Annotated in this window: 22 protein-coding genes; 11 read left to right on the top strand and 11 right to left on the bottom strand. The window is 33.5% G+C overall.

Annotated features, from left to right (window positions below; all coding sequences use genetic code 11):
• Positions 1-13 precede the first annotated feature (13 nt).
• From recO to gdhA, 4 genes are all read right to left on the bottom strand, one after another.
• A complete protein-coding gene (recO, locus tag B0A66_RS04525; RefSeq protein ID WP_089048655.1) occupies positions 14-727 on the bottom strand; it encodes a DNA repair protein RecO in 714 nt (237 codons plus the stop codon).
• The gene (locus tag B0A66_RS04520; protein WP_089048654.1) at positions 721-1,755 is read right to left on the bottom strand and encodes an acyltransferase family protein; all 1,035 of its coding nucleotides are present in this window, start codon (positions 1,753-1,755) and stop codon (positions 721-723) included. Before B0A66_RS04520 ends, recO begins: the two co-directional genes overlap by 7 nt.
• 17 nt (positions 1,756-1,772) lie before the next feature.
• Complete coding sequence (gene porZ, locus B0A66_RS04515; RefSeq protein ID WP_089048653.1) at positions 1,773-4,043, bottom strand: type IX secretion system anionic LPS delivery protein PorZ; 2,271 nt, start codon at positions 4,041-4,043, stop codon at positions 1,773-1,775.
• Positions 4,044-4,232: 189 nt separating this feature from the next.
• Positions 4,233-5,576: an NADP-specific glutamate dehydrogenase gene (gene gdhA / locus B0A66_RS04510; protein ID WP_089048652.1), complete on the bottom strand. Its 1,344-nt coding sequence runs from the start codon at positions 5,574-5,576 to the stop codon at positions 4,233-4,235.
• Positions 5,577-5,903: 327 nt separating this feature from the next.
• On the opposite strand from gdhA, the gene B0A66_RS04505 reads away from it, so the two are divergent.
• The gene (locus B0A66_RS04505; protein ID WP_089048651.1) at positions 5,904-6,698 is read left to right on the top strand and encodes a THC0290_0291 family protein; all 795 of its coding nucleotides are present in this window, start codon (positions 5,904-5,906) and stop codon (positions 6,696-6,698) included.
• A 57-nt stretch (positions 6,699-6,755) separates the two neighbouring features.
• Here B0A66_RS04505 and B0A66_RS04500 read toward each other — a convergent pair whose 3' ends face one another.
• Positions 6,756-7,898, bottom strand: a complete 1,143-nt coding sequence (locus tag B0A66_RS04500) for a cystathionine gamma-synthase (RefSeq protein WP_089048650.1) — start codon at positions 7,896-7,898, stop codon at positions 6,756-6,758.
• A gap of 202 nt (positions 7,899-8,100) precedes the next feature.
• On the opposite strand from B0A66_RS04500, the gene B0A66_RS04495 reads away from it, so the two are divergent.
• Together B0A66_RS04495 and B0A66_RS04490 are read left to right on the top strand one after the other, a co-directional pair.
• Positions 8,101-8,847: a DUF3298 and DUF4163 domain-containing protein gene (locus tag B0A66_RS04495; RefSeq protein WP_089048649.1), complete on the top strand. Its 747-nt coding sequence runs from the start codon at positions 8,101-8,103 to the stop codon at positions 8,845-8,847.
• Between the two features lie 262 nt (positions 8,848-9,109).
• Positions 9,110-9,394: an immunity 17 family protein gene (locus tag B0A66_RS04490; RefSeq protein WP_089048648.1), complete on the top strand. Its 285-nt coding sequence runs from the start codon at positions 9,110-9,112 to the stop codon at positions 9,392-9,394.
• Positions 9,395-9,682: 288 nt separating this feature from the next.
• Here B0A66_RS04490 and B0A66_RS04485 read toward each other — a convergent pair whose 3' ends face one another.
• The 4 genes from B0A66_RS04485 to B0A66_RS04470 all read right to left on the bottom strand — a co-directional run bounded on the left by B0A66_RS04485 (position 9,683) and on the right by B0A66_RS04470 (position 13,341).
• Positions 9,683-10,834 carry an ATP-binding protein gene (locus B0A66_RS04485; RefSeq protein ID WP_089048647.1) on the bottom strand — a complete coding sequence of 384 codons (1,152 nt, stop codon included), beginning with the start codon at positions 10,832-10,834 and terminating at the stop codon, positions 9,683-9,685.
• Between the two features lie 294 nt (positions 10,835-11,128).
• On the bottom strand, positions 11,129-11,887 hold the full coding sequence (locus tag B0A66_RS04480; RefSeq protein ID WP_089048676.1) for an SDR family NAD(P)-dependent oxidoreductase: 759 nt from the start codon (positions 11,885-11,887) through the stop codon (positions 11,129-11,131).
• A gap of 59 nt (positions 11,888-11,946) precedes the next feature.
• Positions 11,947-12,453 (bottom strand): GNAT family N-acetyltransferase, encoded by a 507-nt coding sequence (locus tag B0A66_RS04475; protein WP_089048646.1) that lies wholly within the window; start codon positions 12,451-12,453, stop codon positions 11,947-11,949.
• 15 nt (positions 12,454-12,468) lie between these two features.
• A complete protein-coding gene (locus B0A66_RS04470; RefSeq protein ID WP_089048645.1) occupies positions 12,469-13,341 on the bottom strand; it encodes an aldo/keto reductase in 873 nt (290 codons plus the stop codon).
• A 223-nt stretch (positions 13,342-13,564) separates the two neighbouring features.
• Here B0A66_RS04470 and B0A66_RS04465 point away from each other — a divergent pair, with 223 nt between their 5' ends.
• The 8 genes from B0A66_RS04465 to B0A66_RS04430 all read left to right on the top strand — a co-directional run bounded on the left by B0A66_RS04465 (position 13,565) and on the right by B0A66_RS04430 (position 23,069).
• Positions 13,565-14,569 carry an AAA family ATPase gene (locus tag B0A66_RS04465; protein ID WP_089048644.1) on the top strand — a complete coding sequence of 335 codons (1,005 nt, stop codon included), beginning with the start codon at positions 13,565-13,567 and terminating at the stop codon, positions 14,567-14,569.
• A 95-nt stretch (positions 14,570-14,664) separates the two neighbouring features.
• Positions 14,665-15,528, top strand: a complete 864-nt coding sequence (locus B0A66_RS04460) for a DUF58 domain-containing protein (RefSeq protein WP_089048643.1) — start codon at positions 14,665-14,667, stop codon at positions 15,526-15,528.
• 271 nt (positions 15,529-15,799) lie between these two features.
• Positions 15,800-17,431: a hypothetical protein gene (locus B0A66_RS04455; RefSeq protein WP_089048642.1), complete on the top strand. Its 1,632-nt coding sequence runs from the start codon at positions 15,800-15,802 to the stop codon at positions 17,429-17,431.
• Positions 17,431-18,432 (top strand): vWA domain-containing protein, encoded by a 1,002-nt coding sequence (locus tag B0A66_RS04450; protein WP_089048641.1) that lies wholly within the window; start codon positions 17,431-17,433, stop codon positions 18,430-18,432. Before B0A66_RS04455 ends, B0A66_RS04450 begins: the two co-directional genes overlap by 1 nt.
• A gap of 61 nt (positions 18,433-18,493) precedes the next feature.
• A complete protein-coding gene (locus B0A66_RS04445; protein ID WP_089048640.1) occupies positions 18,494-19,528 on the top strand; it encodes a vWA domain-containing protein in 1,035 nt (344 codons plus the stop codon).
• Between the two features lie 39 nt (positions 19,529-19,567).
• A complete protein-coding gene (locus B0A66_RS04440) occupies positions 19,568-20,347 on the top strand; it encodes a tetratricopeptide repeat protein (RefSeq protein WP_089048639.1) in 780 nt (259 codons plus the stop codon).
• Positions 20,348-20,535: 188 nt separating this feature from the next.
• The gene (locus B0A66_RS04435) at positions 20,536-22,284 is read left to right on the top strand and encodes a BatD family protein (RefSeq protein ID WP_089048638.1); all 1,749 of its coding nucleotides are present in this window, start codon (positions 20,536-20,538) and stop codon (positions 22,282-22,284) included.
• A gap of 35 nt (positions 22,285-22,319) precedes the next feature.
• A complete protein-coding gene (locus B0A66_RS04430; protein ID WP_089048637.1) occupies positions 22,320-23,069 on the top strand; it encodes a tetratricopeptide repeat protein in 750 nt (249 codons plus the stop codon).
• 80 nt (positions 23,070-23,149) lie between these two features.
• Here B0A66_RS04430 and B0A66_RS04425 read toward each other — a convergent pair whose 3' ends face one another.
• Positions 23,150-24,697 carry a vWA domain-containing protein gene (locus B0A66_RS04425; protein WP_089048636.1) on the bottom strand — a complete coding sequence of 516 codons (1,548 nt, stop codon included), beginning with the start codon at positions 24,695-24,697 and terminating at the stop codon, positions 23,150-23,152.
• Between the two features lie 246 nt (positions 24,698-24,943).
• A complete protein-coding gene (locus B0A66_RS22810; RefSeq protein ID WP_165766581.1) occupies positions 24,944-25,096 on the bottom strand; it encodes a hypothetical protein in 153 nt (50 codons plus the stop codon).
• Between the last annotated feature and the right edge of the window lie 44 nt (positions 25,097-25,140).

Here is a 25,140-nt window from a genome sequence, read left to right as displayed (position 1 = left end):
TACCATTCCGTTTTTAAGAAAATATCTCCTTCAAAACATCAAGTGATTTGGGCTTTTTAAATCCATCCAGATGAAAACTATAATAGTCAATCAAAACTTTAAGCAATATTTGTCTTTCGATAACGTGAAATACTTTTTGACTGTTGTCAAACTTTAAATCAATTAACTTTTTAAACAATGTTGTTTCATGATCTGTAAGCGCGGTCGATCCATGAAAGGGCGTGAAAATGCCTTCGATCATTTCAAAATAAGGCAAATCGATATCTGAAATATCCGGATAAAAACCCAAATATTTTGTAGTTTCTAAAAGTAAAATCAAATGGAAATTAGAAATATCATCATGATGATCGAGCCATGTTAAGGCAGTTTCTAAAAACATGAAAAGTGATTCGTTCTTTTCTTCTTCTTGTATGGAATAATGAAGCATTTCAGATAAAAACATGACCATGGTACTTTTTACAATATCCGTATGAATACTCTGAAAAGGAACTGCCGTTTTTATTTCTTTAAAATTCTCTAAAGTTCCTTTGTTTTTATGAACGGCTTCTATTTCAAGAATCGACAAAGGCTGAAAATAGGCAATTTTCTGGCTGGCTTTACGAGTCGAAAACGCATCGCGAACGAAGTAAGACTTAAGACCGTTTGAAAGTGTAAAACATTTTACAATCAAACTTTTCTCCTGAAACTTCAGGGACGAAATAACAATTGCTTTGGTTTTTACTAACATACTGACTCAACTTGCTTTAAACTATTATTTTTAAATCGATCTAAAAATCTTTTTTCTACAACAAACCAGGAAAGAATAGCAAAAACCAAGGTGAGTAAAATCGCTCCAATTGAAACAACAAAAGGATTGTATTTTTCGAACCAATTGTACTGTCTCAAAAGCTGAATTATTGGAAAATGATAAATGTAAATACCATACGTGAAATCCCCATATTTTCCGAAATTATTAAAAAACGAAAAACTGTAAGCAACAATAATTATTAAAACTCCAAACGCAGCAGGATACAACATACCCATTCTAATATTCGAATAATAAAACAAGAGTAATATAATAGTTGCTATTATTGCTAACGATATCCTGTTCTTCATCATAAAACTAAAGTTCAAAAAAAGCATTATTCCGGTTACGAAATAGCACAAATAGCCTGGAAGCTGTTTCGCCAGTAAAGGTTTATTCAAGTAAAAATCCATTAGAAGCCAATACAAAATCGATAAGACATAAAGACCTACCAACACCAAAAAAGCTTTCTTGGATTTTTTAATACAATAAAATATAAGCGGCAAAACAACATAAAAACCTTCTTCAATTTTTAATGTCCACAATGCTCCGTTTACTGAGCAAACAAAATTACTCTCGAAAAGTCCCGGTAAGCAAGGGTGCATAAAATTTAAAAAAATCAAATTCCACCCTAAATATTGATATACTCCGCTATCTGAAAAATATTGAGCAATACTGTAACGACTAAAGAAGGCTAAAATAATTGTTGAGAGTATAATTACAACAACGTAGGCAGGCAAAATTCTTTTAGCTCTTTTTACAAAATATTGTTTTAAAGAGGGGGTATTGACGTAACTTTTGGCAACTAGAAAACCGCTTATCACAAAAAATCCTTTAACGCCTATTATTGCACTGAAGAAATTTGACAAAAAAGATAAGTTTTCATTTTGAGAAAGCTCGCCAAGATGTGAAAACACAACATTTGCCGCAAAAAAGAATCTCAAAAAATCAAAACAGTTTTTAGTATACATGATCAGCTTAGCAAATATTATCTAATAATCATTACTTTTTTGACTTTGGTTTCACCGCCATCCTGAGCAGATATAAAAATCATGTAAACTCCTGAAGCCACTTTATAACGCCCAAAAGCGGTTGTATCCCATTCTAGTGTTCCTCCTTGCGAAATAGCTTCGAAAACCAAGTTCCCTTCAATATCTGCAATTTTTACATTTGCTTTATCCAGCAAACCGGCAATTTTTACGGTGCCTGAAAACTGCGGACGCACCGGATTTGGATATACATATACGTTGTTTAAATTTTCATTTGCTGCAGTCGATGTTCCTTTAAAAGAAACTAATCCTTTGTCTGTTGCAATAAAAACTTCTCCCGTTGCACTATTAATATCTATATCATTAATGACATTACTAGGTAAAGGCGAATTGTTTATAGTAAAATGATACTTGGTTTCTTGTCCGTTTGGAGAAAGTAAAAACACTCCGGAATCCGCAGTACCAATCCATTTATTATTCGATCCGTCTACTACGATATCCGTAATGAATTGCTCATACAATAATTCCTGCGCTAAATCGTCTTCAACAATAACAATTGATCTTGTGTTTAACTGGCTATCTGTTAAAAAGCTATTTACACTAGGCAAAACACGCAATCCTTTTGTGGTTCCTATCCAGAGTTGGTTATTGTTATCCGGAGTTGCAACACGTGCATCTGAAATAGGTAAATTTCCTGTGGTTTCTCCTGTTGTTATTTTTTTGAAAAGCGTTCCTTTTTCGTTAAACCCAACAATTCCGTTATTATACGTCGCCATCCATTTGGTTCCATTTTTATCAATAGACATTCTTCCAAAAGGACATTTTGAAACGTCGCTTATTATTCCTTTAGTTGCAAAGGATTCCCAATCGCCATTTGGCTTAAGTACTTTTATTCCGTTATCTACCAAACTATTGTTCATCCATAAATTTCCGGCATTATCAAACACTGTCCCGTTTACCCAAACATCTCTTGTACCGGGAACGGCATTCAAAGAACTATTGGAGGTACTGTACAAATTAGTCGGAACCTCACTTTCAATCTTCAGCAATCCGGCATCATACGATCCTATATAAACGTTTTTCTCATTTTTTGGATCTACTGCAATTCTAACTAATGATTTTGCTCCTAGAACTTCTTCATACGGAATATTCAGCCATCCTGCCGAACTAAATTTACTTACGCCATAACTGTCTTTCGGATAAGGATTGTAGGCTCCGGAGTAATCTCCATAAACTGTCCATAAAGAAGTTGTGGTAGACTGCAATGCAAAAATATTATTTCTTAAAGGTCCGTTTGGCGTATTGTTTTGAAAACCTGATCCTCCGGAAAGCGTTGAAGAAAAAAGACCTTTATCTTTTGTTCCAATATAAAGCACATCTCCGACCGCGCTTGCACAGGTTAGCGTTAGAGCATTATCTAAAATCTGAGTATTTGAAATCTGACGGGTAAGCACCATCTGATTGTTATAAACATAAACCGCATTTGGCGTTGTTACAAACAGACTGCCATTTCGAGCTCTCATATCGACCGAAGGCTGCGAAAGCTGCAAAAATCCAAAAAATGTATTTGAATTATAACGATGAATGTTTCCGGAAGCATTGATAGCCAAAAGCTCCGTATCTAAAGCCTGAACACTGGACCAATCTCCTGCATTAACTAAAGTCCATTGACTAAAATCGACTAAATTAGCATTGGTACTATTTGCTCTTCTAATTCCGTTTGACGTGGCTGCAAAAATAAATCCATTAAAAAGAGTTGTTTGTCTAACACTAATTTCAGCACCGTTATCACCAATAAAATAAGTGTCACCAAATTGCGAAGTATTCAAATTAAACTGCACTATTCCAAAATCACACGAAACATAGACCAATCCGTTTTGCTCCATAAAGTGATTAATTTTCTTCTGATTTGGCGGCAATTGTTTGTTTACAATATCAACAACTTTCAGGATGGTTCCGTCATTTTCATTCACAACAATCATTAAACCATTTTCATAACCCACCAGCATTTTTTTTGAAGTTTCGCTATGGTACAAAGCCGAAATCGTCTGTCCGGAAAGTCCGTCGACTGTGGTGGTGGTTTTTACCACATTTGTTGTGGCGTTTTTTGTAAACACGGCATTCTCTGAAGCAGCAAAAATAGCTGTCGAACCTTCTGAAATATCTTTTATTTCGTTAAACGAAAAGTATCCTTGCCATGACAATTTATTTTGCGCAGAAACAAATTGCATTAGCGATAGCAATAAAACAGATAAAAATCTTTTTTTCATTATTTAATGTGTTCAGATAAGCAAATATACTATAAAGGAAAGTATTTGAATTTCTATTGTAAATAAAACTCCAAATGCATTATGACGATAAGTTATTTTAAAAGGTATTCTTTAAAAATACAGGATAAAAAAAAAGCCTTCAATTTATCATAAGACAAACTGAAGGCATTTTATAAATTGTATTTAAGATTACACTACACCTTGTGCAAGCATAGCATCGGCAACTTTTACAAATCCGGCAATGTTAGCTCCTTTTACGTAGTTTACATAACCATCTTCTCCTGCTCCGTATTTTTTACATTGGTTGTGAATTCCAACCATGATATCTTTTAATCTCAAATCTACTTCTTCGCTTGTCCAGTTTAAACGAATTGAGTTTTGTGTCATCTCTAATCCTGAAGCAGCAACACCACCAGCGTTTGCAGCTTTTCCAGGAGCAAATAACACTTTATTATCTAAGAACAATTTAATTGCTTCAAGTGTAGAAGGCATGTTTGCAGCTTCTGTAACACATAAAACACCATTGTCAATTAGTTTTTGAGCATCTTCACCTGTTAACTCATTTTGAGTTGCGCATGGAATAGCGATATCTACTTTTACTTCCCAAGGGCTTTTTCCTTTATGGAAAACAGCATTTGGATATTTTTGAATGTATTTTTCTGCTCTGTTATCACCAGTTGCTCTCATTTCAACCATGTGATCTATTTTCTCACCAGAAATTCCTTCCTCGTCATAGATATAACCATCAGGTCCAGAAATGGTAACAATTTTACCTCCCAGTTCGTTTACTTTTAATGCAACTCCCCAAGCAACGTTTCCAAATCCTGAAATAGCAACTCTTTTACCTTTAATATCATGACCAATAGTTTTCAACATTTGGTCTGTAAAATAAACTACTCCATATCCTGTAGCTTCCGGTCTGATCAAAGATCCTCCGTAAGCAAGTCCTTTTCCGGTTAAAACTCCGGTAAATTCGTTTCTGATTCTTTTGTATTGACCAAATAAATAACCAATTTCTCTGGCACCAACACCAATATCTCCTGCGGGTACATCTAAATCCGGTCCGATATGACGGCATAATTCTGTCATGAATGATTGACAAAAACGCATGATCTCTCCATCAGATTTTCCTTCCGGATCGAAATCAGAACCTCCTTTTCCACCACCCATTGGAAGTGTCGTCAAACTGTTTTTAAAAACTTGTTCGAAAGCAAGAAATTTTAAAACTGATAAATTTACTGTGTGGTGAAATCTAATTCCTCCTTTATATGGTCCGATCGCAGAATTCATTTGAATTCTAAATCCTCTATTTACAACTATCTCTCCTTCATCATCTACCCACGGAACTCTAAAAATGATAGAGCGTTCTGGTTCAGCAATTCTAAGAAGTAAGTTTTTTCCATCGTACTTTTTTCTTTCTGCAATAAATGGAATTACCGTTTCTGCAAATTCTCTAACGGCTTGAAGAAATTCTGGCTCGTTTGGATTTTTTGACTCAACAAGAGCCATAAATTCATTTATTTTTTGTTCCATTTTTTAAATAAATTATTCTACGTGAATTATATTGTTTTTGTTCCATTTTACAAGAGAAAATCGTTTAAGAAAACGTTTTCGCTTTAACGCACAAAGATATAGTAAATTGATTACTCAATGTTATTTTTTTTTGTTTTTACTATCGAATTGTGTATTTTTCAAACAATACCAAAAATAGTATTTTTCCCTTATTATTTTATATCAATAACATTTAATTAATATCAGCAAATTAAGTAATTTAATATTTATTTTCTAATACCTAATAATTTAATGTTTGTTTCGATTAGGTTTTTTATATATTTGCCACGATTTGAAAGCCCCAAAGACATGTTTAAACCTGTAATACTCACGATATTCACCTTGTTAGGAGTATCGATAAATACCACCGCACAATCTAAATTGGCGCAAGAAGTAGGAATAATTTTCGGACCTGTATCTTTTCAGTCAGATTATGGAGAACGCCATAATTTTGATACGAATATTGGAAATACAGGGTTTGGAGTTGGTCTTGTTCATTTTATAAATTTCTCTGCTGCCAACAATAGAGAAAATTACTTTACGGAACATTTTAAATTCAGATCTGAGTTATCTTTCAATACAACCAAATTGAATCATTTTGGAGAATGGGTTGATTCAGAAAAAAGAAAAGGACTTGTACAACATCTTAGATCTATGCACGGGTCATCAACTTTAGTAAATCTTGGAGCACAAATGGAATATTCTCCATTTATGAAAATTCACGATTTCGAACATACAGTAGGAAGTATTAGCCCTTATGTAAGTTTAGGTTTTCAGGTGAGTTATTATTCTACTAAAGCAAGTTCTACTTTAGGACCTTTAGGAACGTCTGAAACTACTTTTGGAAAATTCCTTACACCTTCTGATGGTCGTCAGTTTGGTTTTTCTAATGAAAACGGAGTTGTACTATCACTTACAGCCGGCGTTGGATTTCATTACAAATTAGCTGAAATGAGTGATTTGGTATTTGAGGCGCGTTACCAAGGATACAATTCTGACTGGGTTGATGGTTTAAATCCAAACAAAGAGCTTTACAAAGAAAACAAATCGAACGATTCTCAAGTTTGGTTTAACGTAGGATACATTTACTACTTAGAATACTAAATTCAATCAAAAATATAAAAGCAAAACCCCAACTCTTTCGAATTGGGGTTTGTTTTTTTATGCTAATGCCTGTTCTAAATCGGCAATTAAATCTTCTGCATCTTCGATACCAACACTCAATCGAACTAAATCATCAGTAATACCAACTTCAGCTCTTTTATCAGCAGGAATAGAAGCATGTGTCATTAAAGCAGGATGATTCGCCAAAGACTCTACTCCTCCTAAAGATTCTGCTAAAGTGAAAACTTTTAGTTTTTCTAAAAACGCAATAGAATCTTCTTTTTTACCTGAAACAAAAGTAAAAGATACCATTCCGCCAAAAGCTTTCATTTGTTTCTTCGCAATTTCATGAAACGGATGATTTGGCAATCCTGGGTAATAAACTGTTTTTATTTTAGGATGTTTCGTCAAGTACTCCACCACTTTTTCTCCATTTTCGCAATGTCTTTGTACACGTAACGAAAGTGTTTTGATTCCTCTTAAAACCAAAAAACTGTCCATTGGTCCAAGTGTTGCTCCGGTAGCGAATTGTTGAAAATGCAATTGTTCTCCTAACGCTTCATCTTTTACAATTAAAGCTCCCGCAATAACATCTGAATGCCCTCCAAGATATTTTGTAGCAGAGTGCATTACAATATCAGCTCCTAAATCAAGTGGTTTTTGCAAATATGGTGTAGCAAATGTATTGTCGACAGCCAACCAGATTTTATGTTCTTTGGTAATTTTTGCAATTTCCTGAATATCGGCTAACTTCATCAATGGATTTGTTGGCGTTTCAACCCAAATCAATTTTGTGTTTTCGTTAATCAGCGACTTCAATTTTGCAATATCAGTCATGTCTACAAAGTGAAACTTAATTCCGGAATCTTTATACACTCTCGAGAACATTCTGTATGTTCCTCCGTATAAATCATCCATAGCGATTACTTCATCACCGGCTTTAAAAGATCTAAGAACACAATCTGTTGCTGCAAGACCTGATGAGAATGCCAATCCACGTGTACCATTTTCGATACTTGCCAAAGCATTTTCTAATGCGGTACGGGTTGGATTTGATGCTCGGCTATATTCATAATCACCTAATGGCTGCCCAGGGCTTGTCTGAATGTAAGTTGAAGTCTGATATACTGGCGGCATAACGGCTCCTGTACTTGGATCATGATGCTGACCACCATGTATTACTTTTGTATCGAATTTCATATTTTAATTTTTATTTTATACTTTTATGAATCATCTATAATTCTCGATGAATTGAGACTGTAAAATTACATTTTTACATTTAATCATTACTAATTTTATGTGATTGCATTTTTTCAATCCTTAAATCAAATACAAATTTACCGCTTAATTTATTTTAATCCTGAAACAACACTTACCTTTGTATATAATTAACACTTTAGATATGAAACATTATACTTTTCTAGTCTTTTTGTTTTCAATATTGACAAGTTGTAATAAAGAACTTTCATTTGAAAATGAGAATTTCGAAAAACAATCTGCATTGCCCTGCAAAGAGGATTGCACAAAAATCACAATCGATATTCCAGTAGCACAAAATATTCCCGTAGTAGCGGACAGCATTAACAAAAAAATTTTTCGTACCGTAGAAGAAATTGTTTCTTTTGAAGAAAAGCAATTAAATTCAACCGATTACAATCAGCTCATAAATTCTTTCATATCTTATTATGAGGAAATGCATGAAAAATTCCCCAATGAAACATTTGGCTGGGAAGCTAAAATTACGGGAGATATCGAATTTCAGTCAGATCAGCTTCTCAATATCAAAATAGAACATTACACGTTTACAGGCGGTGCGCACGGATATCAGGGTTTTCGATCTCTGCTTTTTGATTTTAAGACCGGAAAAACAATTTTCACCAATCAACTTTTCAAAAATCCTGCAGAATTTAGAGCTTTCGCTGAAAAAGAGTTTCGCCTAAAATATCAAATACCAGAAAAAGAAAACATCAACGCAACAGGTTTGATGTTTGAAAATGATACCTTTCAATTACCTCAAAATATCTTTTATACGGAAGACGGACTGCTTCTTTATTACAATTCATACGAAGCAGCTTCTTATGCTGATGGTCCAAAAGAAATTTTATTTCCGTACGACAAGGTTCGCAAATTTTTATTGTATTATAATTGAAAAAATGAAATTTACATTTTGAAAAACAAATGACCTAAATATCTGCAATAAAACCTCTATAAAGGCATTTAGTGCATATTATTTAGTCAATGGATTGCCTTATGGGTTCACTCAAAAATAATGTAAATAGTTCATTTTTAATAAAAAACAGAAAAGCAAAATGTACATTTCATTTTAATTTTGTGTACATTTCATTTTTGCGCTCATACATTAAATACAAACTTATTTCTAAGAGTTTAAAGAACTTTAAAAACTATTAAAAATGGATGATTACTTAACAAAATATAGTGGTATTTTTTCAACCTTCATAAAACAAAACCCAGAATATTTTTATCTGTTTGTTTCTCTTATCTCGCTTTTATTTTTTATAGGGAGTATTAGAAAATGGAATTGGATTATTGACAAAAGTGGTAATTATTATGAGAGAAGAACAGGTTTTTGGGTAAATATTTTTGGAGAAAAGCTAGTTAGACTTTACATTACAATAATATCAGCAACTGTCACTATATTATGTTTGATTATATTTTTCTATTATAAAACATTTTGAATTTCGATATAACAAACTAAATACTCTCTGATTAATAACTAAAAAATGGATTTTGAAATTTTAAGACAAGAGAGAGAAAAGGCATCCGCTGGATAGAAAATATAAAGCTCCTTTATTGGTATCAATTCGAAAAGAGCTACCAGCAGTAAAATTTTTCCTTTCAATGTGGCTGTCAATTGTACCATAATTACCACTTGCCTTTTGTGTTTTACTCACAAAATGTACATTTCATTTTAATTTTGTGTACATTTCATTTTTGCGCTCATGGTATCAATAAATTTTAGACGTTTATTTAAAACCTTCCTGAAAATCGTATTTCATCTTTCTTAAGATTCGCAACGCTTCTTTAAAAGACAAATAAACCTGTCCAAAAGGCTTTAAAAGTAGCTTGGCATCAATTAATTTTTGTTTGGCATCATCAAAGCCATTCAAGTAACAAATCATATACGTAGAAGGCAGATTTTCAAGATCACGCATTTCACGTTCGGATAAAACCTGACCTTTCTGCAATTTTTGAAGCAATACCATATTCGAATTGTAAATATGATATAACATTCGCCTATTAAATTCAGGCGGCTGAAAAAGCATCGTTCTGTCTATTTTGTAATAACCATTATCAAAAAAATGTATGGTTTGCTGTTCTAAAGGATAGTAACTAGTTTTATCATTTAAACCCAGCGGAACATATTCAGTAATTGTAAAACTATCATCATCGTAAACAATCGTCACAACATCCTGAGCAGAATAAAAAAGTTTAATTTGTTCATTAATCAATTCAATATCAACGCGGGACAAAAAGGTTTTATCTCTTGATTTTTTAGGAACACCAGCCCAGCAAATCACAAATAATTCTTTAAAAACATGATATTTAGGCGCCATATCTTTATGCCTGAAATTCATAAAATCAATTACACCGTCTAAGGTATATTGAATACTGTTTCTGGAACTATTTTCGATTCCGATTACGGTTTCGGTATTCTGAAAATTTTTCTCTACCTCACCTTCAATCGGGACAGAATTACTGCCGCGTCGCACAAAAACACTATTGGCTACAATGGTATGAATTCCTTTTTTAAAATACGAAACTTTGCTTTTAGGCTTAATCGTAACCAAACCGATTACTTTATCTTTTGGAAGATTTGGAAAAGGCACATTCTCATATTGAATTTTTGGCGGATTCTCTAAAAAAGCATTTACCAGATTCTGAATTCGGCTATCATCAAAAAAATCATCTCCAACAATTTCATTGTCATGATCTTCTACTCCAACTACGATATAGGAATTATTAGTAGGATTAGAATTTGATAAGGCACAAATATGCTTCAAAAATTTTCCCTTCCCTTCACGCGAATGCAAATTCAGCTGCCTTTTTTTATCATAAAAACTACTCTCATCATTATGAGCGAGTAAGTTTTTTATTAAAAGGCGCTTGTTGATCATTTGTTTTTAGACTTACTTAGATTTCTTAGATTTTTAGACTGGCTTAGACTTCTTAGATCTCTTAGATCGTTAGACTCTTTAAATTATTGAATAATCTAATTTTCATCTTTCAATACTTTTTCAAACATTAATATCTTGAATATCAAATTCAAGCGTAAGTTACTTTAAAAAATCCAACAATCTAAGCTAATCCTAAAATCTAACAATCTGATAATCTAGGAAATCTAAGCCAGTCTAACATTCTAATAATCTAAAAATCCAACAATCTAAGTAAGTCTAAGCCAGTCTAACAATCTAAACAATTTCCCTTCTAACAATTGTCGAAGAAGCTTGCGCTGTACTCATAACTACTAAATCAGCAATATTTACATGATAAGGTCTTGATACAACAAAGTGAATAATATCAGCGATATCTTCTGCTTGCAACGGATCGAATCCTTTGTAAACATTTGAGGCGCGGTCAACATCACCCTTAAAACGTACTTCGCTAAATTCTGTTGCTACCATTCCCGGATGAATGGCACCTACTCTAATTCCAAAAGGATTTAAATCGATTCGCATTCCCTGTGTAATAGCATCAACAGCATGTTTTGTTCCGCAATAAACATTTCCATTCGGATAAACTTCTTTTGCTGCTGTAGAACCAATATTAATGATATGTCCCGATTTTTTTGCTGTCATTATTGGAATTACAACTTTCGAAACATACAACAATCCTTTTACGTTGATATCGATCATAGCATCCCAATCGTCTAAATCGCCTGTTTGAATAGGATCCAGACCATGCGCGTTTCCTGCATTATTAATCAAAACATCAATCGAAGCAAAGTCAGCAGGCAATGCTTTTATATTTTCAGCAACCGCTTCTTTATCACGAACATCAAAACACAAAGAATGTACCTCTGTAAATTCCGAAAGTTCTTTTTCAAGTGTCGCCAAACGATCTGAACGTCTGCCACAAAGAATAATTTTGTACTGATTCTTTGCCATTATTTGTGCTGTAGCTTTTCCAATTCCACTTGTAGCTCCAGTAATCAAAACTGTTTTTTTCATTCTATAGTTTTTATTTTTTTTTGTCGCTCCCAATTGCTAGTAAGAGTGGCAAAATATATTCAAATTCTATTCTTCCATACTTCCAAATTCAATACCATATTAAGCGCTGTCCAAGTTTCACCTTCTACTTCTCTTATTAGTTTTTTATCAGGTTTAATAACAAACCCAACCTTTTCATAACATTTTATAGCACCAATATTAAAATCAAAAACATTCAATTCGATTCTTCGCTCATTTCGATTTTCAAAAATAAATTCTATTAATAAAATTACCATTTGCTCACCAACACCTCTTCCTCTTTGATTTTTATCAACAATAAGAATTCGTCCAAGTTTTGCAGAATCATCTTTAAAATAAATTTCAGAATGTCCTATCGTAGTATTATTTGAAGTATTTACAACTCTAAAAGCAATTCTATTTTCATCAGAAAGTGTTTTATCTATTTGCTCTTCCGTTAACGGAAAAGTAAATTCTGGTCCGCCAAATTGCATTAATTCTTTTGCATCTTTGATGGAATTAATCAATTCTGGATAAAACTCTTCATCGAATTTTTCTAATCGTATCATTTTAAAATATCTCAATTAAGGCACATCGTCGCCCATACTTTCTGTCCAGATCGCGAACCAGTCTTCTTTATCCATTTCAAGCTCAACAGCTTTCATTAGCGATTGAATTCTGGCAATGTTTACTGTTCCGGCGATAGGAATAACTTTTGCAGGATGTTTTAAGATCCAGGCAAGTAAAAGTGTATCGGAACCAAAACCGTATTTTTTAACCAGTTCTGCCAATAATTTTTTCAAACGACGTGTTTTCTTCGTATCTTCTCTGAACACGGTTCCAAGAGGATTCCATGACAACGGACGAATTCCTTTTGTCTGCATATAGTCAAAACTTCCGTCAACCATTGGTTCAAAATTCGTAGCCGAAAATTGTACCTGATTAAAACTCACTTCTGTTTTTTGACGAATTAATTCTGTTTGTGAACTTGTAAAGTTTGACAATCCAAAATCAATAATTTTCCCATCAGCTTTTAACTTTTCAACTGCTTCTGCAATTTCATCTGCCTGCATAAGCGGACTTGGTCTGTGCAATAAAAAAACATCAACGTAATCTGTTTTTAGCTTTTTTAATGATTCTTCAACAGACCAGATTATGTAGTCTTTAGAATACTCATAATGCTTGATTTTGTTTTCACGGCCTGCGCCAGTCAATTGAATACCTGCTTTGGTGATTAATTGCAGCTTTTCACGCGAAATTTTACTTGCCTGAAATGCTTTTCCAAAATCGGCTTCAGTCGTATAATCTCCGTAAATATCGGCGTGATCAAAAGTGGTGATTTTGTTTTCGATACAAACTTGTATCATGTTTTCCATTTCTTTAGGCGTAAGGTTTTTATCCCAAACACCCCAATTCATAGTACCAATAATTATTGGTGATAATGCTGTTTTGCTCATGGTTGTATTGCGTTATTTTTGGTAATAAAAATGCTTTTATAAAGCATCTGCATCAAAGTTCTTAAAAATATAAAAACAGAATCACAATTCGTCCTTAAAATTAGGTAATTGGTCGAAGTTTTAACCATTCTTTAACATCTTACTTATCAAAAAATATTCAATTTGCACTCTCAAAAGTTTGGCATAAAAATCAGCGTTTTAAAAAGGTATTAAAAATATTTATATGGAAGAAAATACAACGACTTTAGACATTAGAGCGATAAATGAAAAAATTGAAAGAGAAAGTGCTTTTATAGACCTTCTTACAATGGAAATGAACAAAGTTATTGTGGGCCAAAAACACATGGTCGAGCGTTTATTAATCGGGCTTTTAGGTCAAGGGCACATTTTATTGGAAGGTGTTCCGGGATTAGCCAAAACTTTAGCGATTAATACTTTGTCACAAGCTGTTCAGGGTTCTTTCAGCCGTATTCAGTTTACTCCTGACTTATTACCTGCCGATGTTGTGGGAACTATGATTTACAACATTAAGGCAAATGAATTTTCTATAAAAAAAGGACCTGTTTTTGCTAATTTCGTTCTTGCGGATGAGATTAACCGTGCTCCGGCAAAGGTTCAGTCAGCATTGTTAGAGGCGATGCAGGAAAAACAAGTTACCATTGGTGACACTACTTTTAAACTAGACCGTCCATTCCTGGTATTAGCAACACAAAACCCGGTGGAGCAAGAAGGAACTTACCAGCTTCCTGAAGCTCAGGTCGATCGTTTTATGCTAAAAACTGTTATCGATTATCCAAAAATTGATGAAGAACGTTTTGTAATTCGTCAAAACTTAAAAGGATCATACGAGAAGGTAAATGCTGTTGTTTCTGTAGAACAAATTTTACGTGCGCAAGAAGCGGTTCGTGAAGTATACATGGACGAAAAAATCGAAAAATACATCTTAGATATCATCTTTGCTACTCGTTATCCAGAGAAATACAAACTAGCAGATTTAAAACCACTTATCAGTTTTGGAGCTTCTCCACGTGGAAGTATCAACTTAGCTACTGCAGCTAAATGTTATGCTTTCATCAAACGTCGCGGATATGTAATTCCGGAAGACGTTCGTGCAGTTGTTCATGATGTTTTACGTCATAGAATTGGAATCACGTACGAAGCAGAAGCAGAAAACGTTACTTCTATAGACATTATAAACAAAATTGTAAACGAGATTGAGGTACCTTAAAAATTTTAGATTTTTAGATTGCAGATTTTAGATTTAAAAAATGCAATCTAAATTGGAATCTAAAATCTAAAATCTCCAATCTGCAATCCGAAAAAATGGATACAAAAGAGCTTTTAAAAAAAGTAAGGAAGATAGAAATCAAAACCAAAAGATTGAGTAATCATATCTTTTCGGGAGAATACCACTCTTCATTTAAAGGACGCGGGATGACTTTTAGCGAAGTGCGTCAATACCAATATGGCGATGATATTCGTAACATCGATTGGAATGTAACCGCACGCTATAACGAAGCCCACGTAAAAGTTTTTGAAGAAGAACGTGAATTGACCATGATGTTAATGGTTGATATTTCCGGTTCTGAAAGTTTTGGTTCAAAAAGTCAGTTCAAAAAAGACATCGTCACCGAGATTGCGGCAACGATGGCTTTTTCAGCTACACAAAATAATGACAAAATTGGATTGATCTTGTTTTCTGATAATGTCGAATTATACATTCCGCCAAAAAAAGGTCGTTCACATGTTTTGAGAATTATTCGCGAACTAATTGAATTTGAACCAAAAAGCCATAAAACAGATATATCTCAGGCTTTTAAATTTCTATCGGGAACACAAAAAAAGAAAGCGATCGTTTTTGTGATTTCAGATTTCATGTCTGAAGATTACGAACACACCTTGAAAATTGCTTCTAAAAAGCACGACATTACAGGTGTTCGCGTATATGACATCCGTGAAGAAAAGATTCCAAACATCGGAATGGTAAGTATGCTTGATGCTGAAACGGGTAAAGTTCAATTGGTTGACACTGGATCAAAAACAGTGAGAATGAACTACGAAAAGCATTACCAGACTCGAATCAATTATTTCAAGGAAACTTTTAGTAAATCCGGAGCCGGAGTGGTTAACACCAGAGTCGATGAAAATTATGTGACTAAATTGCTGGGGTATTTTAAATCACGATAATTTAGATTAGTTAGACTTCTTAGATCTTTAGACTTCTTAGATTTTGATTTATAATGAAGAAGAATTAAAGAATGAACAAACAAGATTTAAAGAATCTATCAAAAGCAAAAGCAGTAATTAATTAAATTACTATCAATATTTGTTTGAGGTATTAAAACATCAAAAAACAATTAAAAAAAATAAGGGACGATTATAATTTTTGGAATTATGCAAATTCCATTTCAGAGAATAATCTGAAATCAAAAATCGTTAATCTTCAATCGTTAATCAAATGAAATTAAAGTTTTACATATTTCTATTTTTACTGTCTTCAGCTGTATTTGCACAACAAAAACAGATTGAAACCAGTGTTGATACGACAAAAAATAAAATTGGTACCGAATTCAAGTTAACACTTAAAACGGTAGTGAGTTCAAAATCAAAAGTCGTTTTCCCAAAGCCTAAAACCATTGGTTCATTAGAGGTTATTGAATCGTATCCGATTGATACCATCAAAAAAAATGACACTTACGAGCTGATCAAAAAATATGGTCTTACTCAATTTGATACTGGAAAATACACCATTGCTCCTGTTCAGATTCTAATCGATAAAAAACCTTTTTTTAGCGATTCTGTCAGAGTTGAAGTGGCAAGTGTAAAAGTGGATACTTTACAGCAAAAAATGTACGATATTAAAGGTATAACCATCGTTGACAATGGAATTGGCAATTGGTGGATTTATGTTTTAATTACGGTTTTGATTCTTGGAATTGGTGCTTTTGTTTATTGGTATGTAAAAAAACGCCAGCAGAAAAAGATTGAAGAAGAAGTATATAAAACTCCAATCGAAAAAGCGACAAGTTTGCTAAACAATCTGGAGAAAAAAGAGCTTTGGCAAAAAGGAGAAGTTAAGGAATACTATAGTGAATTAACGGATATTGCCCGTAATTATATTGAAGAGGCGATTCAGATTCCAGCAATGGAAAGTACTACTTCTGAATTGATTCAGGGAATCAGAACGGCATCGACAAAAAAGAAAATGGCGCTGACACCTGAAACTGTCGAAAATTTAGAGCGTGTTTTACGTCAGGCGGATTTAGTGAAATTTGCGAAATCTAAACCTCTGGATTTTGAAATTACTGAAGACCGTAATAAAATTCAGAAGGTAATTTTAACGTTGGATAATGCAATTCCAACAGAACTTCCTACGGAAGAAGACGAATTACTAAACGAAGCACAGCGCCAAAGACAAATCAAGATTCAATTGCAAAAAAGACGTAACAAACGTATTGCGCTTGCAGTTGGAACAGTTGTGTTTTTATTGGCTGCTACAACGACATTTTTTGTGGCAACGAAAGGCTTTACATACGTAAAAGATAATCTTATCGGGCACCCAACAAAAGAATTACTGGAAGGTGACTGGGTAAAGAGTGAATACGGAAATCCTGGTGTATCTATCGAAACGCCAAAGGTTTTAAAACGTATGGACACGGAAAAACTATTACCAAAAGAAACAATGGCTTTGCTTAAAGAAATGCAACTTTTTGTTTACGGAAGTATGATCGACAACTTTTACATTACAGTATCAACAAGTAAATTTAAAAATCCTGTAGATATTGATTTAGCAAAAGCTTTAGAAGGTTCTTTAAAGGTAATTGAAGCTCAAGGCGGTCAGAATATCATTGTAAAGCAAGAGGATTTTCAGACTAACGAAGGTATTACGGGAGTAAAAGGATATGGAACAATGTCTATCCTAAATCCGAATAGCAAGACAAGTACAAAAGCTTATTATGAAATTTTGCTTTTTAAACAAGATCAGGGCTTACAGCAAATTATGATTTTACACGAAGAAGGCGATACGTATGCCAATGAAATCTCTGAACGAGTATTACATTCTGTTGAACTTAGAAAAGCGGCTAACTAATGGGAAAAATAACTTTTTTAAATCCAGAATTTTTTTGGCTGTTTTTATTAATTCCAATTGCCATTGCATGGTTTTTCTGGAAACGTAATCAACAATCGGCTACATTAAAAATGAGCTCGATTCAGGGCTTTAAAAACAGCGAATCATTACTAACAAAATTAAAACCTTGTTTATACGTTTTTAGAATTATTGGTTTAAGCTCACTAATTGTTGCATTGGCAAGACCAAGAACGGTTGATATCAGCAATCAGACTAAAACGACTAAAGGAATAGATATTGTGATGGCAATTGACGTTTCCGGAAGTATGCTTGCGAGAGATTTAAAGCCAAACCGTATGGAAGCTTTAAAAAGAGTTGCAGCAGATTTCGTAGAAGAACGTGTTAACGACAGAATTGGATTAGTCGTGTATGCTTCTGAAGCGTACACCAAAACGCCTGTTACAAGTGATAAAGCTATTATTCTGGAAGCGATAAAAGGCATCAAATACGATAATCTTTTACAAGACGGAACAGGAATTGGAATGGGACTTGCAACGGCGGTAAATCGTCTTAAAGACAGCAAAGCAAAAAGCCGTGTAATCATTTTACTTACTGATGGTGTAAACAACGCCGGATTTATAGAACCTGAAACAGCAGCTGATATCGCAAAACAATACGGCATAAAAGTATATACAATTGGATTAGGAAGTAATGGAATGGCATCATCTCCTTATGCTTATGGTCCAAATGGTGATTTTCTGTTTAAAATGCAAAAAGTGGAGATTGATGAAAAGCTAATGAAAAGCATTGCTCAAAAAACAGATGGAACTTATTTTAGAGCCACCAGCAATGACAAGCTTGCACAAATTTATAATTCGATTAATAAATTAGAAACAACGGAAATAGAAGAATTAAAATTCTATGATTACGACGAAAAATACAGAGGATTTGTTTTACTTGCGGCCTTTTTATTATTGTTAGAAGTTGGTTTAAGAAACACAGTTTACAGAAGCTTTATTTAAATATTTTAGTCTGAGCGTCAGCAATTAAATGTGACCGGAAACTGAAAATTAGAATTGAAAAATGGAATTAGACGAAAAAAAATATTTATATCTTTTATTCTTACTCCCAATTGTGGTGTGTATTTACTTTTTTAATTTGTATTGGAAAAGAAAAAAACAACGCGAGTTTGGTGATTTGGAAATGGTTAAAAAACTGAGCCCTGAGCATTCTGTTTTTAAACCAATCTTAAAATTAACGGTAATACTTTTAGCTCTTGCCTGCTTAATCATTGGTTTAGTAAATCCAAAGATTGGAACTAAGATGGAAACTGTAAAACGTGAAGGTATCGACATTGTTTTTGCTGTCGACGTTTCCAAAAGTATGCTTGCTGAAGATGTTGCACCAAGCCGTTTAGAAAAAAGTAAACAATTGGTTTCTCAAATCATAAACCAATTAGGAAGTGACAGAATTGGAATTGTCGCTTACGCAGGAAGTGCTTTCCCGGTTTTGCCTATTACAACAGATTACAGCGTAGCCAAAATGTTCTTGCAGAGTATGTCTCCGGATATGGTATCTTCTCAGGGAACTTCGCTTGACGAAGCAATCAAATTATCATCGACTTACTTTGATGAAAAAAGTAAAACAAGCAAATTACTAATTCTGATTTCTGATGGAGAAGATCATTCTGAAGGTGCTTCCGTAGCAGCAGAAGAAGCCAACAAAATTGGAATGAAAATTATCACGATTGGTGTTGGAACAGAAAAAGGAGGAACAATTCCACTTAAAAAGAATGGCGTTGTACAGAGCTACCAAAGAGATAATAATAACGAAGTTGTTATTACCAAGCTAAATCAGGAAGGATTAAAAGCTATTGCTAAAGCTACAAAAGGAGGTTACATCTACGGAGCTAATACGAAAGAAGTTTTAGAATATGTGAAAAATGCTTTAAACAACATTCAGAAAACGGAATTTGAATCTACACAAATGGCAGACTTTCAATCTCAATTTCAATGGTTCATAGGCTTTGCCTTTTTATTATTGTTTTTAGACATTTTCCTTTTAGAAAGAAAAACAAACTGGATAAAAGAGTTGAATTTATTTAACGAAAAGAAATAGTTCTCCAATAAAACCGGAGCAAAAAATAAAAAATACAGAATGAAAAATTTACTTCTTTATATCTTACTAACGGTTTCCTTAGCTATTTCTGCTCAGGAAAAAGACAAAACATTGCCAGAAGGTAATGAAGAATATAAGCAGAATAAATTTGTTGATGCAGAGGCAAATTACAGAATATCAGAATCTAAATTCCCAAAACGAGGCGTTGCTTCATATAATTTAGGAAATACGATTTACAAGCAAAATCAAGCTTCCGAAGCTAAATTGGCTTATGCAAAAGCGATAAAAAATGCCAAAACAAAAACGGATAAACACAAAGCTTTTCATAATCTTGGAAATGTTTTCATGAAAGAGAAAGATTATACGCAGGCAGTAGAAGCGTATAAAAATGCTTTGCGTAACGATCCTACTGACGATGAAACGCGTTATAATTTTGCTTACGCCAAACAAAAACTAAAAGAGAATCCGCCTAAAAACGATAAAAAAGACAATAAGGACAAGGATAAGAAGAACGACAAAAAAGACGATCAGAAAAAAGACGGCGACAATAAGGACAAAGATAAAAAGGACGGAAAAGACGATCAGAAAAAAGACGATAAAGGCGACAAAGACAAGGATAAAAAAGACGGTAAAAACGATCCTAAAAAAGATGACAAATCAGATAATAAAGGAGAGCCAAAACCAATGCCGGGCGGAATTTCAAAAGAACGTGTTCAGAATTTGTTAGATGCCGTAAATAATGAAGAAAAGAAAATTCAGGATAAAGTAAATGCCGACAAAGTAAAAGGCAATCCTAGAAAAACAGAAAAAGACTGGTAATTGTTTGTTGAACTGTTTAATCGTTTATTTGTTTAACTGAATAATTGAAAAATTTAATGATTACAATATTTAATGATTAAATACGATTTAACAAATGAACAATTCTACTATTCAACAATAAAAAAGAAACGATTAAACAAATAAACAATTTAACGGTTTACCAACAAAAAAACGATTTAACAACCCAAATGAAAAGATATTTAATTCTCTTATTATTCACCTTTCAAGGGCTTATGGCACAGGTTCAGTTTGAGGCCAAAGTAAGCAAAAACACGCTTGGACTTAACGAAAGACTTCGTATTGATTTTACGATGAATGTTGACGGGGATAATTTTGATCAGCCTGCTTTTGAAGGATTTAGAGTTGTTGCAGGACCAAGTCAGCAAGTAAGTCAATCGTGGATAAACGGTCGAAGTTCTTTTCAAAAAATATACTCTTATATTTTACAACCGGCACAAAAAGGAAACTTAACCATAAAACAAGCAGCAATTGAATATAATGGTCAGGTTTACAAAACTTCGCCTATAAAAATTGTGGTTACAAATGCCGTTGCTCAGGAAAGAGATCCAAATGACAGACCGCAGGGAACTGGCAGCGAAACATTGAATTTAGTTGCTGAAATCTCCAAAACTACTCCATATCTAAACGAACCTATTACGGTCGTTTATAAATTATACTTTAACAATATTGGTGTTACCGGTTTTAAGGAACTGGCAAAACCGAAGTACAATGATTTTTGGAATCAAAACATTGACATCAAACAACTAGCTGTTGAAGAAGGAACGTATCAGGGACAAAGATGCTATTTTGTAGTATTGAAGAAAACTATTTTATATCCTCAAAAAGCAGGTCAGCTTACTATTGAACCGCTTTCGCTGGATATTGGTGTACAGTTGCCAACCAATCGTCGTGATATGTTTGGACAAATGATTCTGGCCGATGACAATAAAGTTGTATCTGCGGGAGCAAAAACGATTACAGTACGCCCTCTTCCTGAATCGAATAAACCAGAAGGTTTTAGCGGTGCAGTTGGAAAACTAAACTTTACCGTTACACCATCAAAAACAACGTTAAAAAACGGCGAAAGTCTGGAATTAACCGTTAGTGCATCAGGATCAGGTAATATGAAATTATTTACCTTACCAAAACCTGTTGTTCCTAATGCTTTAGAAATGTATGATCCTGTTCATGATGAAAAAGTAACAACTTCTTTATCCGGAATGTCAGGAAAAATCACAGACAAATATTCTATCATTCCACAATACAAAGGAAAATATGCTATTAAGCCAATGCAGTTTTCTTATTTTGATTTAAGTTCCGGTTCTTATAAAACCATAACTTCTCCGGAAATTATGATTGATGTTTTAGATGGTCCAACGCAGGCTGAACCAGCTGCTGCTTCTACCGCTGCTAAAAATGTGATCGCTAAGACAGACCAATTTAAATACATAAAATCAAAAACGACTTTAGTAGCTATAGCTAAAAATGATTTTTACGATTCCCTATTATACATGGGATTATTGTTCCTGCCATTTGCTATACTGCCAATCATTATTTTAGCTAAAAAACGAAAAGAAGCTATTGATGGTGATGTGACCGGAAACAGAATTAGAATGAACAATAAATTAGCTAAGAAATATTTATCTGAAGCTAAAAAACAACTTAATAACAAAGAACCATTTTATATTGCCCTTGAAAAAGCAATGCACAATTTCCTGAAAGCGAAACTGCATATTGAAACTTCAGAAATGAGCAAGGACAACATTCGTGAACTGTTATTATCCCGAAAAGCCAATGTTGAGACTGTACAAAGTTTCATTAATTTGACAGAAAACTGTGAATATGCACGTTACGCTCCGGCATCGAGTGCTTCTATTCAGCAGGATTATGACAAAGCAGTTTTGATTATCTCGGAATTAGAAAAGCAGATTGTTTAGTTTAAAATCAAACCTAACAGTTTTAAAATAATAAAATGAAAAATATACTATATCTCTTTCTATTAATCTCTCAGGTTTTCTTTGCTCAAACGAGCTTTGAAAAAGGAAATGCTTTGTACCAAAAGGGACAATATAAGCAGGCAGCAGAAGAATATGAAAACATTATTAAAGAGGATAAACAACATTCTGCTGAATTGTATTTTAATCTTGCCAATTGTTATTACAAGCTAAATCAAGTTGCTCCTTCGATATACAATTATGAAAAAGCATTGGTGCTAAAACCAAATGATGCTGAAACATTAAACAATTTAAAGTTTGCTAAAAAACTAACGATTGACGAAATAAAAGAAGTTCCTAAAGTTGGATTTGAAAAACTCATTCAGAACTTTACTTCTATTTTTGACTATAATATGTGGGCAAAAATTGCTGTAGCAATTGCGTTTCTATTTTTACTAAGTTTCATCGGTTATTATTTTTCGGAACTGACGCTAACAAAAAGAATTTATTTCATAGGTATGTTTATTCTTTTAGTCGCCTTAGTCGTAAGCGTGACTGCCGGAATATCTGAAAAAAGTAATTACGAAAATGATCGTCCTGCGATTGTTTTTGCCGAAATGAGTGAAGTTAGAAGTGAACCTCAAAAAGCAGGATCAGCTATTTTCTTATTACATGAAGGCGCAAAAGTCTATGTAATTGAAACTTTAGGAACCTGGAAAAAAATTGAATTAACAGATGGAACGGAAGGCTGGATTGACAGCACAACGATAAGAGAAGTAAAACAGTAATTTAACGCTACCAAATAATAAATCCCAATTTCAATCTATATGATTTGAAATTGGGATTTTGTTTTAAAATGCTATTTTACTTATTCTACAGCATCTACTAATCGTATAAACTCAGCTCTGTAACCTTCATCATCATGAGCCAATCCTGATTTTGCCAGTTTTTTAATTTCAGCACTTGAAGTATTAGAAATATATTTTGATTCTCTTAATTTCAATCCAAACCATGCTACGGCACTTGCAAATTTAAAATCAGGAGAACTTCTTTCCAGTGCTACGTTTTTATTCGCAATAGTATGTACCATTTCTATACTTGTATCACCATCCGGTTTTTTATATCTAAACTTTACCGTTGCCAATTCATCACTGTAGTTAGCATCATTGTTTTTTACTTTTGTATACTTTAGATCCGAAGGAACATAATTGCTTTCAACACCTGTTGGAATAATTTCATACAAAGCAGTAACCGTATGACCGCTTCCTAATTCTCCTGCATCAACAGCATCATTTTTAAAATCTTCTGCTTTAAGCTTTCTATTTTCATAACCAATCAGTCTGTAAGCCTGAACGTGTTTCGGATTAAATTCAATTTGAATTTTTACATCTTTTGCAATGGCAAACATAGAACCTTTAAACTCTTTTCCTAAAAAACGTTTGGCTTCCTGAATGTTATCAATATAGGCGTAGTTTCCGTTTCCTTTATCAGCCAGAACCTCCATTTTACTATCCTTGTAATTTCCCATTCCAAATCCTAAAACGGTTAAAAATACGCCCGATTTCCTTTTGTCTTCGATTAATTTTTCCATATCAGAATCGGAAGAAGCCCCTACATTAAAATCACCATCTGTAGCTATCACGACCCTATTGTTTCCTTCTTTGATAAAATTTTGCTGTGCTAATTGGTACGCCAACTCAATTCCTTCTCCACCAGCGGTACTTCCGCCAGCATTTAATCTGTCGAAAGCATTAATAATATCGTCTTTTTTATCTCCTGAAGTTGGATCTAATACAACACCAGCTGAACCTGCGTATACTACAATCGAAACTTTATCCTGAGGACGCAATTCTTTTACTAAAATTCTCATTGATTCTTTTAGTAACGGAAGTTTATTAGAATCACTCATCGATCCTGAAACATCAATCAAAAAAACAAGGTTACTCGCAGGTAAATTATTCATGGTGATATTTTTTCCCTGCAAACCTATTTTTAGCAGTTGAGAGTTTTTATTCCACGGTGAATCGCTTAATTCGGTATTTATGGAGAATGGATTTTGTTCGTCTGGCTGTGGATAATTGTATTTAAAGAAATTCATCATTTCTTCAACGCGAACCGCGTCTTTAGGAACTTTTTGTCCTTCGTTTATAAAACGTCTGATGTTGGTATAAGAAGCATTGTCAACATCTATAGAAAAAGTAGAAAGTGGTTCTTTGTTTGGAGATTCAAAAGGGTTTTCTTCGAGAGCAGTATAACTTTCGCTATTCTCTTCGGGCATATACGCCTCATCCGGCTGTTCCGGACTTGATACTATAATATCGCTTGATTCTTCGTAAAGCTCTGGATTGGGTCTTTTATTACAGCTAATAGTAATAAGTAAAAGGAATGCTATTGCACAAAATGCTTTAGTTTTCATTAGTTTGAAGGTTTTAAATTAGAAATTGATTTAATTCAAATAATGGCTAGCATTCCGGATGTACTAGGGTAAATTATTTGTGATTTCGCTCAATCCAAATTTAATGCCAAGATTCTTACCAAAATTAAACTAAAGAAAAACTAAACCTTCAATACTTTAGAAAGTATAGGTTTTTAAAGGCGTTAGACAATATTGTAAATATCATTTCAGCCCAACTAAATTTAAGTACACAGCAATTTTTCTCTTTTAGTGCGTAAAATACGATACTGCTTTTCCCACAATAGCACCTATGCAATACAACATTACAGAAATTATTAAAATGGTGCGAATAATGTTTAGTTCTTTATTATTTTTTGTGTCTAAAAAAAGAGTCTCGATAAAAGATGTAGTTTTTTTCATGTTTTATTTTTTTTCAAATATAAAAGAAAAACCTTTCATTTGTT

It is taken from the genome of Flavobacterium hercynium (genome assembly GCF_002217285.1).
GTDB lineage: Bacteria > Bacteroidota > Bacteroidia > Flavobacteriales > Flavobacteriaceae > Flavobacterium > Flavobacterium hercynium.
Note: the sequence above shows the minus strand (reverse complement) of the source record. Positions and strands in the feature narration are given on the sequence as shown.

What these genes read in the sequence shown, in the direction of transcription:
- recO (WP_089048655.1), bottom strand. Translation starts at nt 727, where the DNA reads ATGTTAGTAAAAACCAAAGCAATTGTTATTTCGTCCCTGAAGTTTCAG.
- B0A66_RS04520 (WP_089048654.1), bottom strand. Translation starts at nt 1,755, where the DNA reads ATGTATACTAAAAACTGTTTTGATTTTTTGAGATTCTTTTTTGCGGCA.
- porZ (WP_089048653.1), bottom strand. Translation starts at nt 4,043, where the DNA reads ATGAAAAAAAGATTTTTATCTGTTTTATTGCTATCGCTAATGCAATTT.
- gdhA (WP_089048652.1), bottom strand. Translation starts at nt 5,576, where the DNA reads ATGGAACAAAAAATAAATGAATTTATGGCTCTTGTTGAGTCAAAAAAT.
- B0A66_RS04505 (WP_089048651.1), top strand. Translation starts at nt 5,904, where the DNA reads ATGTTTAAACCTGTAATACTCACGATATTCACCTTGTTAGGAGTATCG.
- B0A66_RS04500 (WP_089048650.1), bottom strand. Translation starts at nt 7,898, where the DNA reads ATGAAATTCGATACAAAAGTAATACATGGTGGTCAGCATCATGATCCA.
- B0A66_RS04495 (WP_089048649.1), top strand. Translation starts at nt 8,101, where the DNA reads ATGAAACATTATACTTTTCTAGTCTTTTTGTTTTCAATATTGACAAGT.
- B0A66_RS04490 (WP_089048648.1), top strand. Translation starts at nt 9,110, where the DNA reads ATGGATGATTACTTAACAAAATATAGTGGTATTTTTTCAACCTTCATA.
- B0A66_RS04485 (WP_089048647.1), bottom strand. Translation starts at nt 10,834, where the DNA reads ATGATCAACAAGCGCCTTTTAATAAAAAACTTACTCGCTCATAATGAT.
- B0A66_RS04480 (WP_089048676.1), bottom strand. Translation starts at nt 11,887, where the DNA reads ATGAAAAAAACAGTTTTGATTACTGGAGCTACAAGTGGAATTGGAAAA.
- B0A66_RS04475 (WP_089048646.1), bottom strand. Translation starts at nt 12,453, where the DNA reads ATGATACGATTAGAAAAATTCGATGAAGAGTTTTATCCAGAATTGATT.
- B0A66_RS04470 (WP_089048645.1), bottom strand. Translation starts at nt 13,341, where the DNA reads ATGAGCAAAACAGCATTATCACCAATAATTATTGGTACTATGAATTGG.
- B0A66_RS04465 (WP_089048644.1), top strand. Translation starts at nt 13,565, where the DNA reads ATGGAAGAAAATACAACGACTTTAGACATTAGAGCGATAAATGAAAAA.
- B0A66_RS04460 (WP_089048643.1), top strand. Translation starts at nt 14,665, where the DNA reads ATGGATACAAAAGAGCTTTTAAAAAAAGTAAGGAAGATAGAAATCAAA.
- B0A66_RS04455 (WP_089048642.1), top strand. Translation starts at nt 15,800, where the DNA reads ATGAAATTAAAGTTTTACATATTTCTATTTTTACTGTCTTCAGCTGTA.
- B0A66_RS04450 (WP_089048641.1), top strand. Translation starts at nt 17,431, where the DNA reads ATGGGAAAAATAACTTTTTTAAATCCAGAATTTTTTTGGCTGTTTTTA.
- B0A66_RS04445 (WP_089048640.1), top strand. Translation starts at nt 18,494, where the DNA reads ATGGAATTAGACGAAAAAAAATATTTATATCTTTTATTCTTACTCCCA.
- B0A66_RS04440 (WP_089048639.1), top strand. Translation starts at nt 19,568, where the DNA reads ATGAAAAATTTACTTCTTTATATCTTACTAACGGTTTCCTTAGCTATT.
- B0A66_RS04435 (WP_089048638.1), top strand. Translation starts at nt 20,536, where the DNA reads ATGAAAAGATATTTAATTCTCTTATTATTCACCTTTCAAGGGCTTATG.
- B0A66_RS04430 (WP_089048637.1), top strand. Translation starts at nt 22,320, where the DNA reads ATGAAAAATATACTATATCTCTTTCTATTAATCTCTCAGGTTTTCTTT.
- B0A66_RS04425 (WP_089048636.1), bottom strand. Translation starts at nt 24,697, where the DNA reads ATGAAAACTAAAGCATTTTGTGCAATAGCATTCCTTTTACTTATTACT.
- B0A66_RS22810 (WP_165766581.1), bottom strand. Translation starts at nt 25,096, where the DNA reads ATGAAAAAAACTACATCTTTTATCGAGACTCTTTTTTTAGACACAAAA.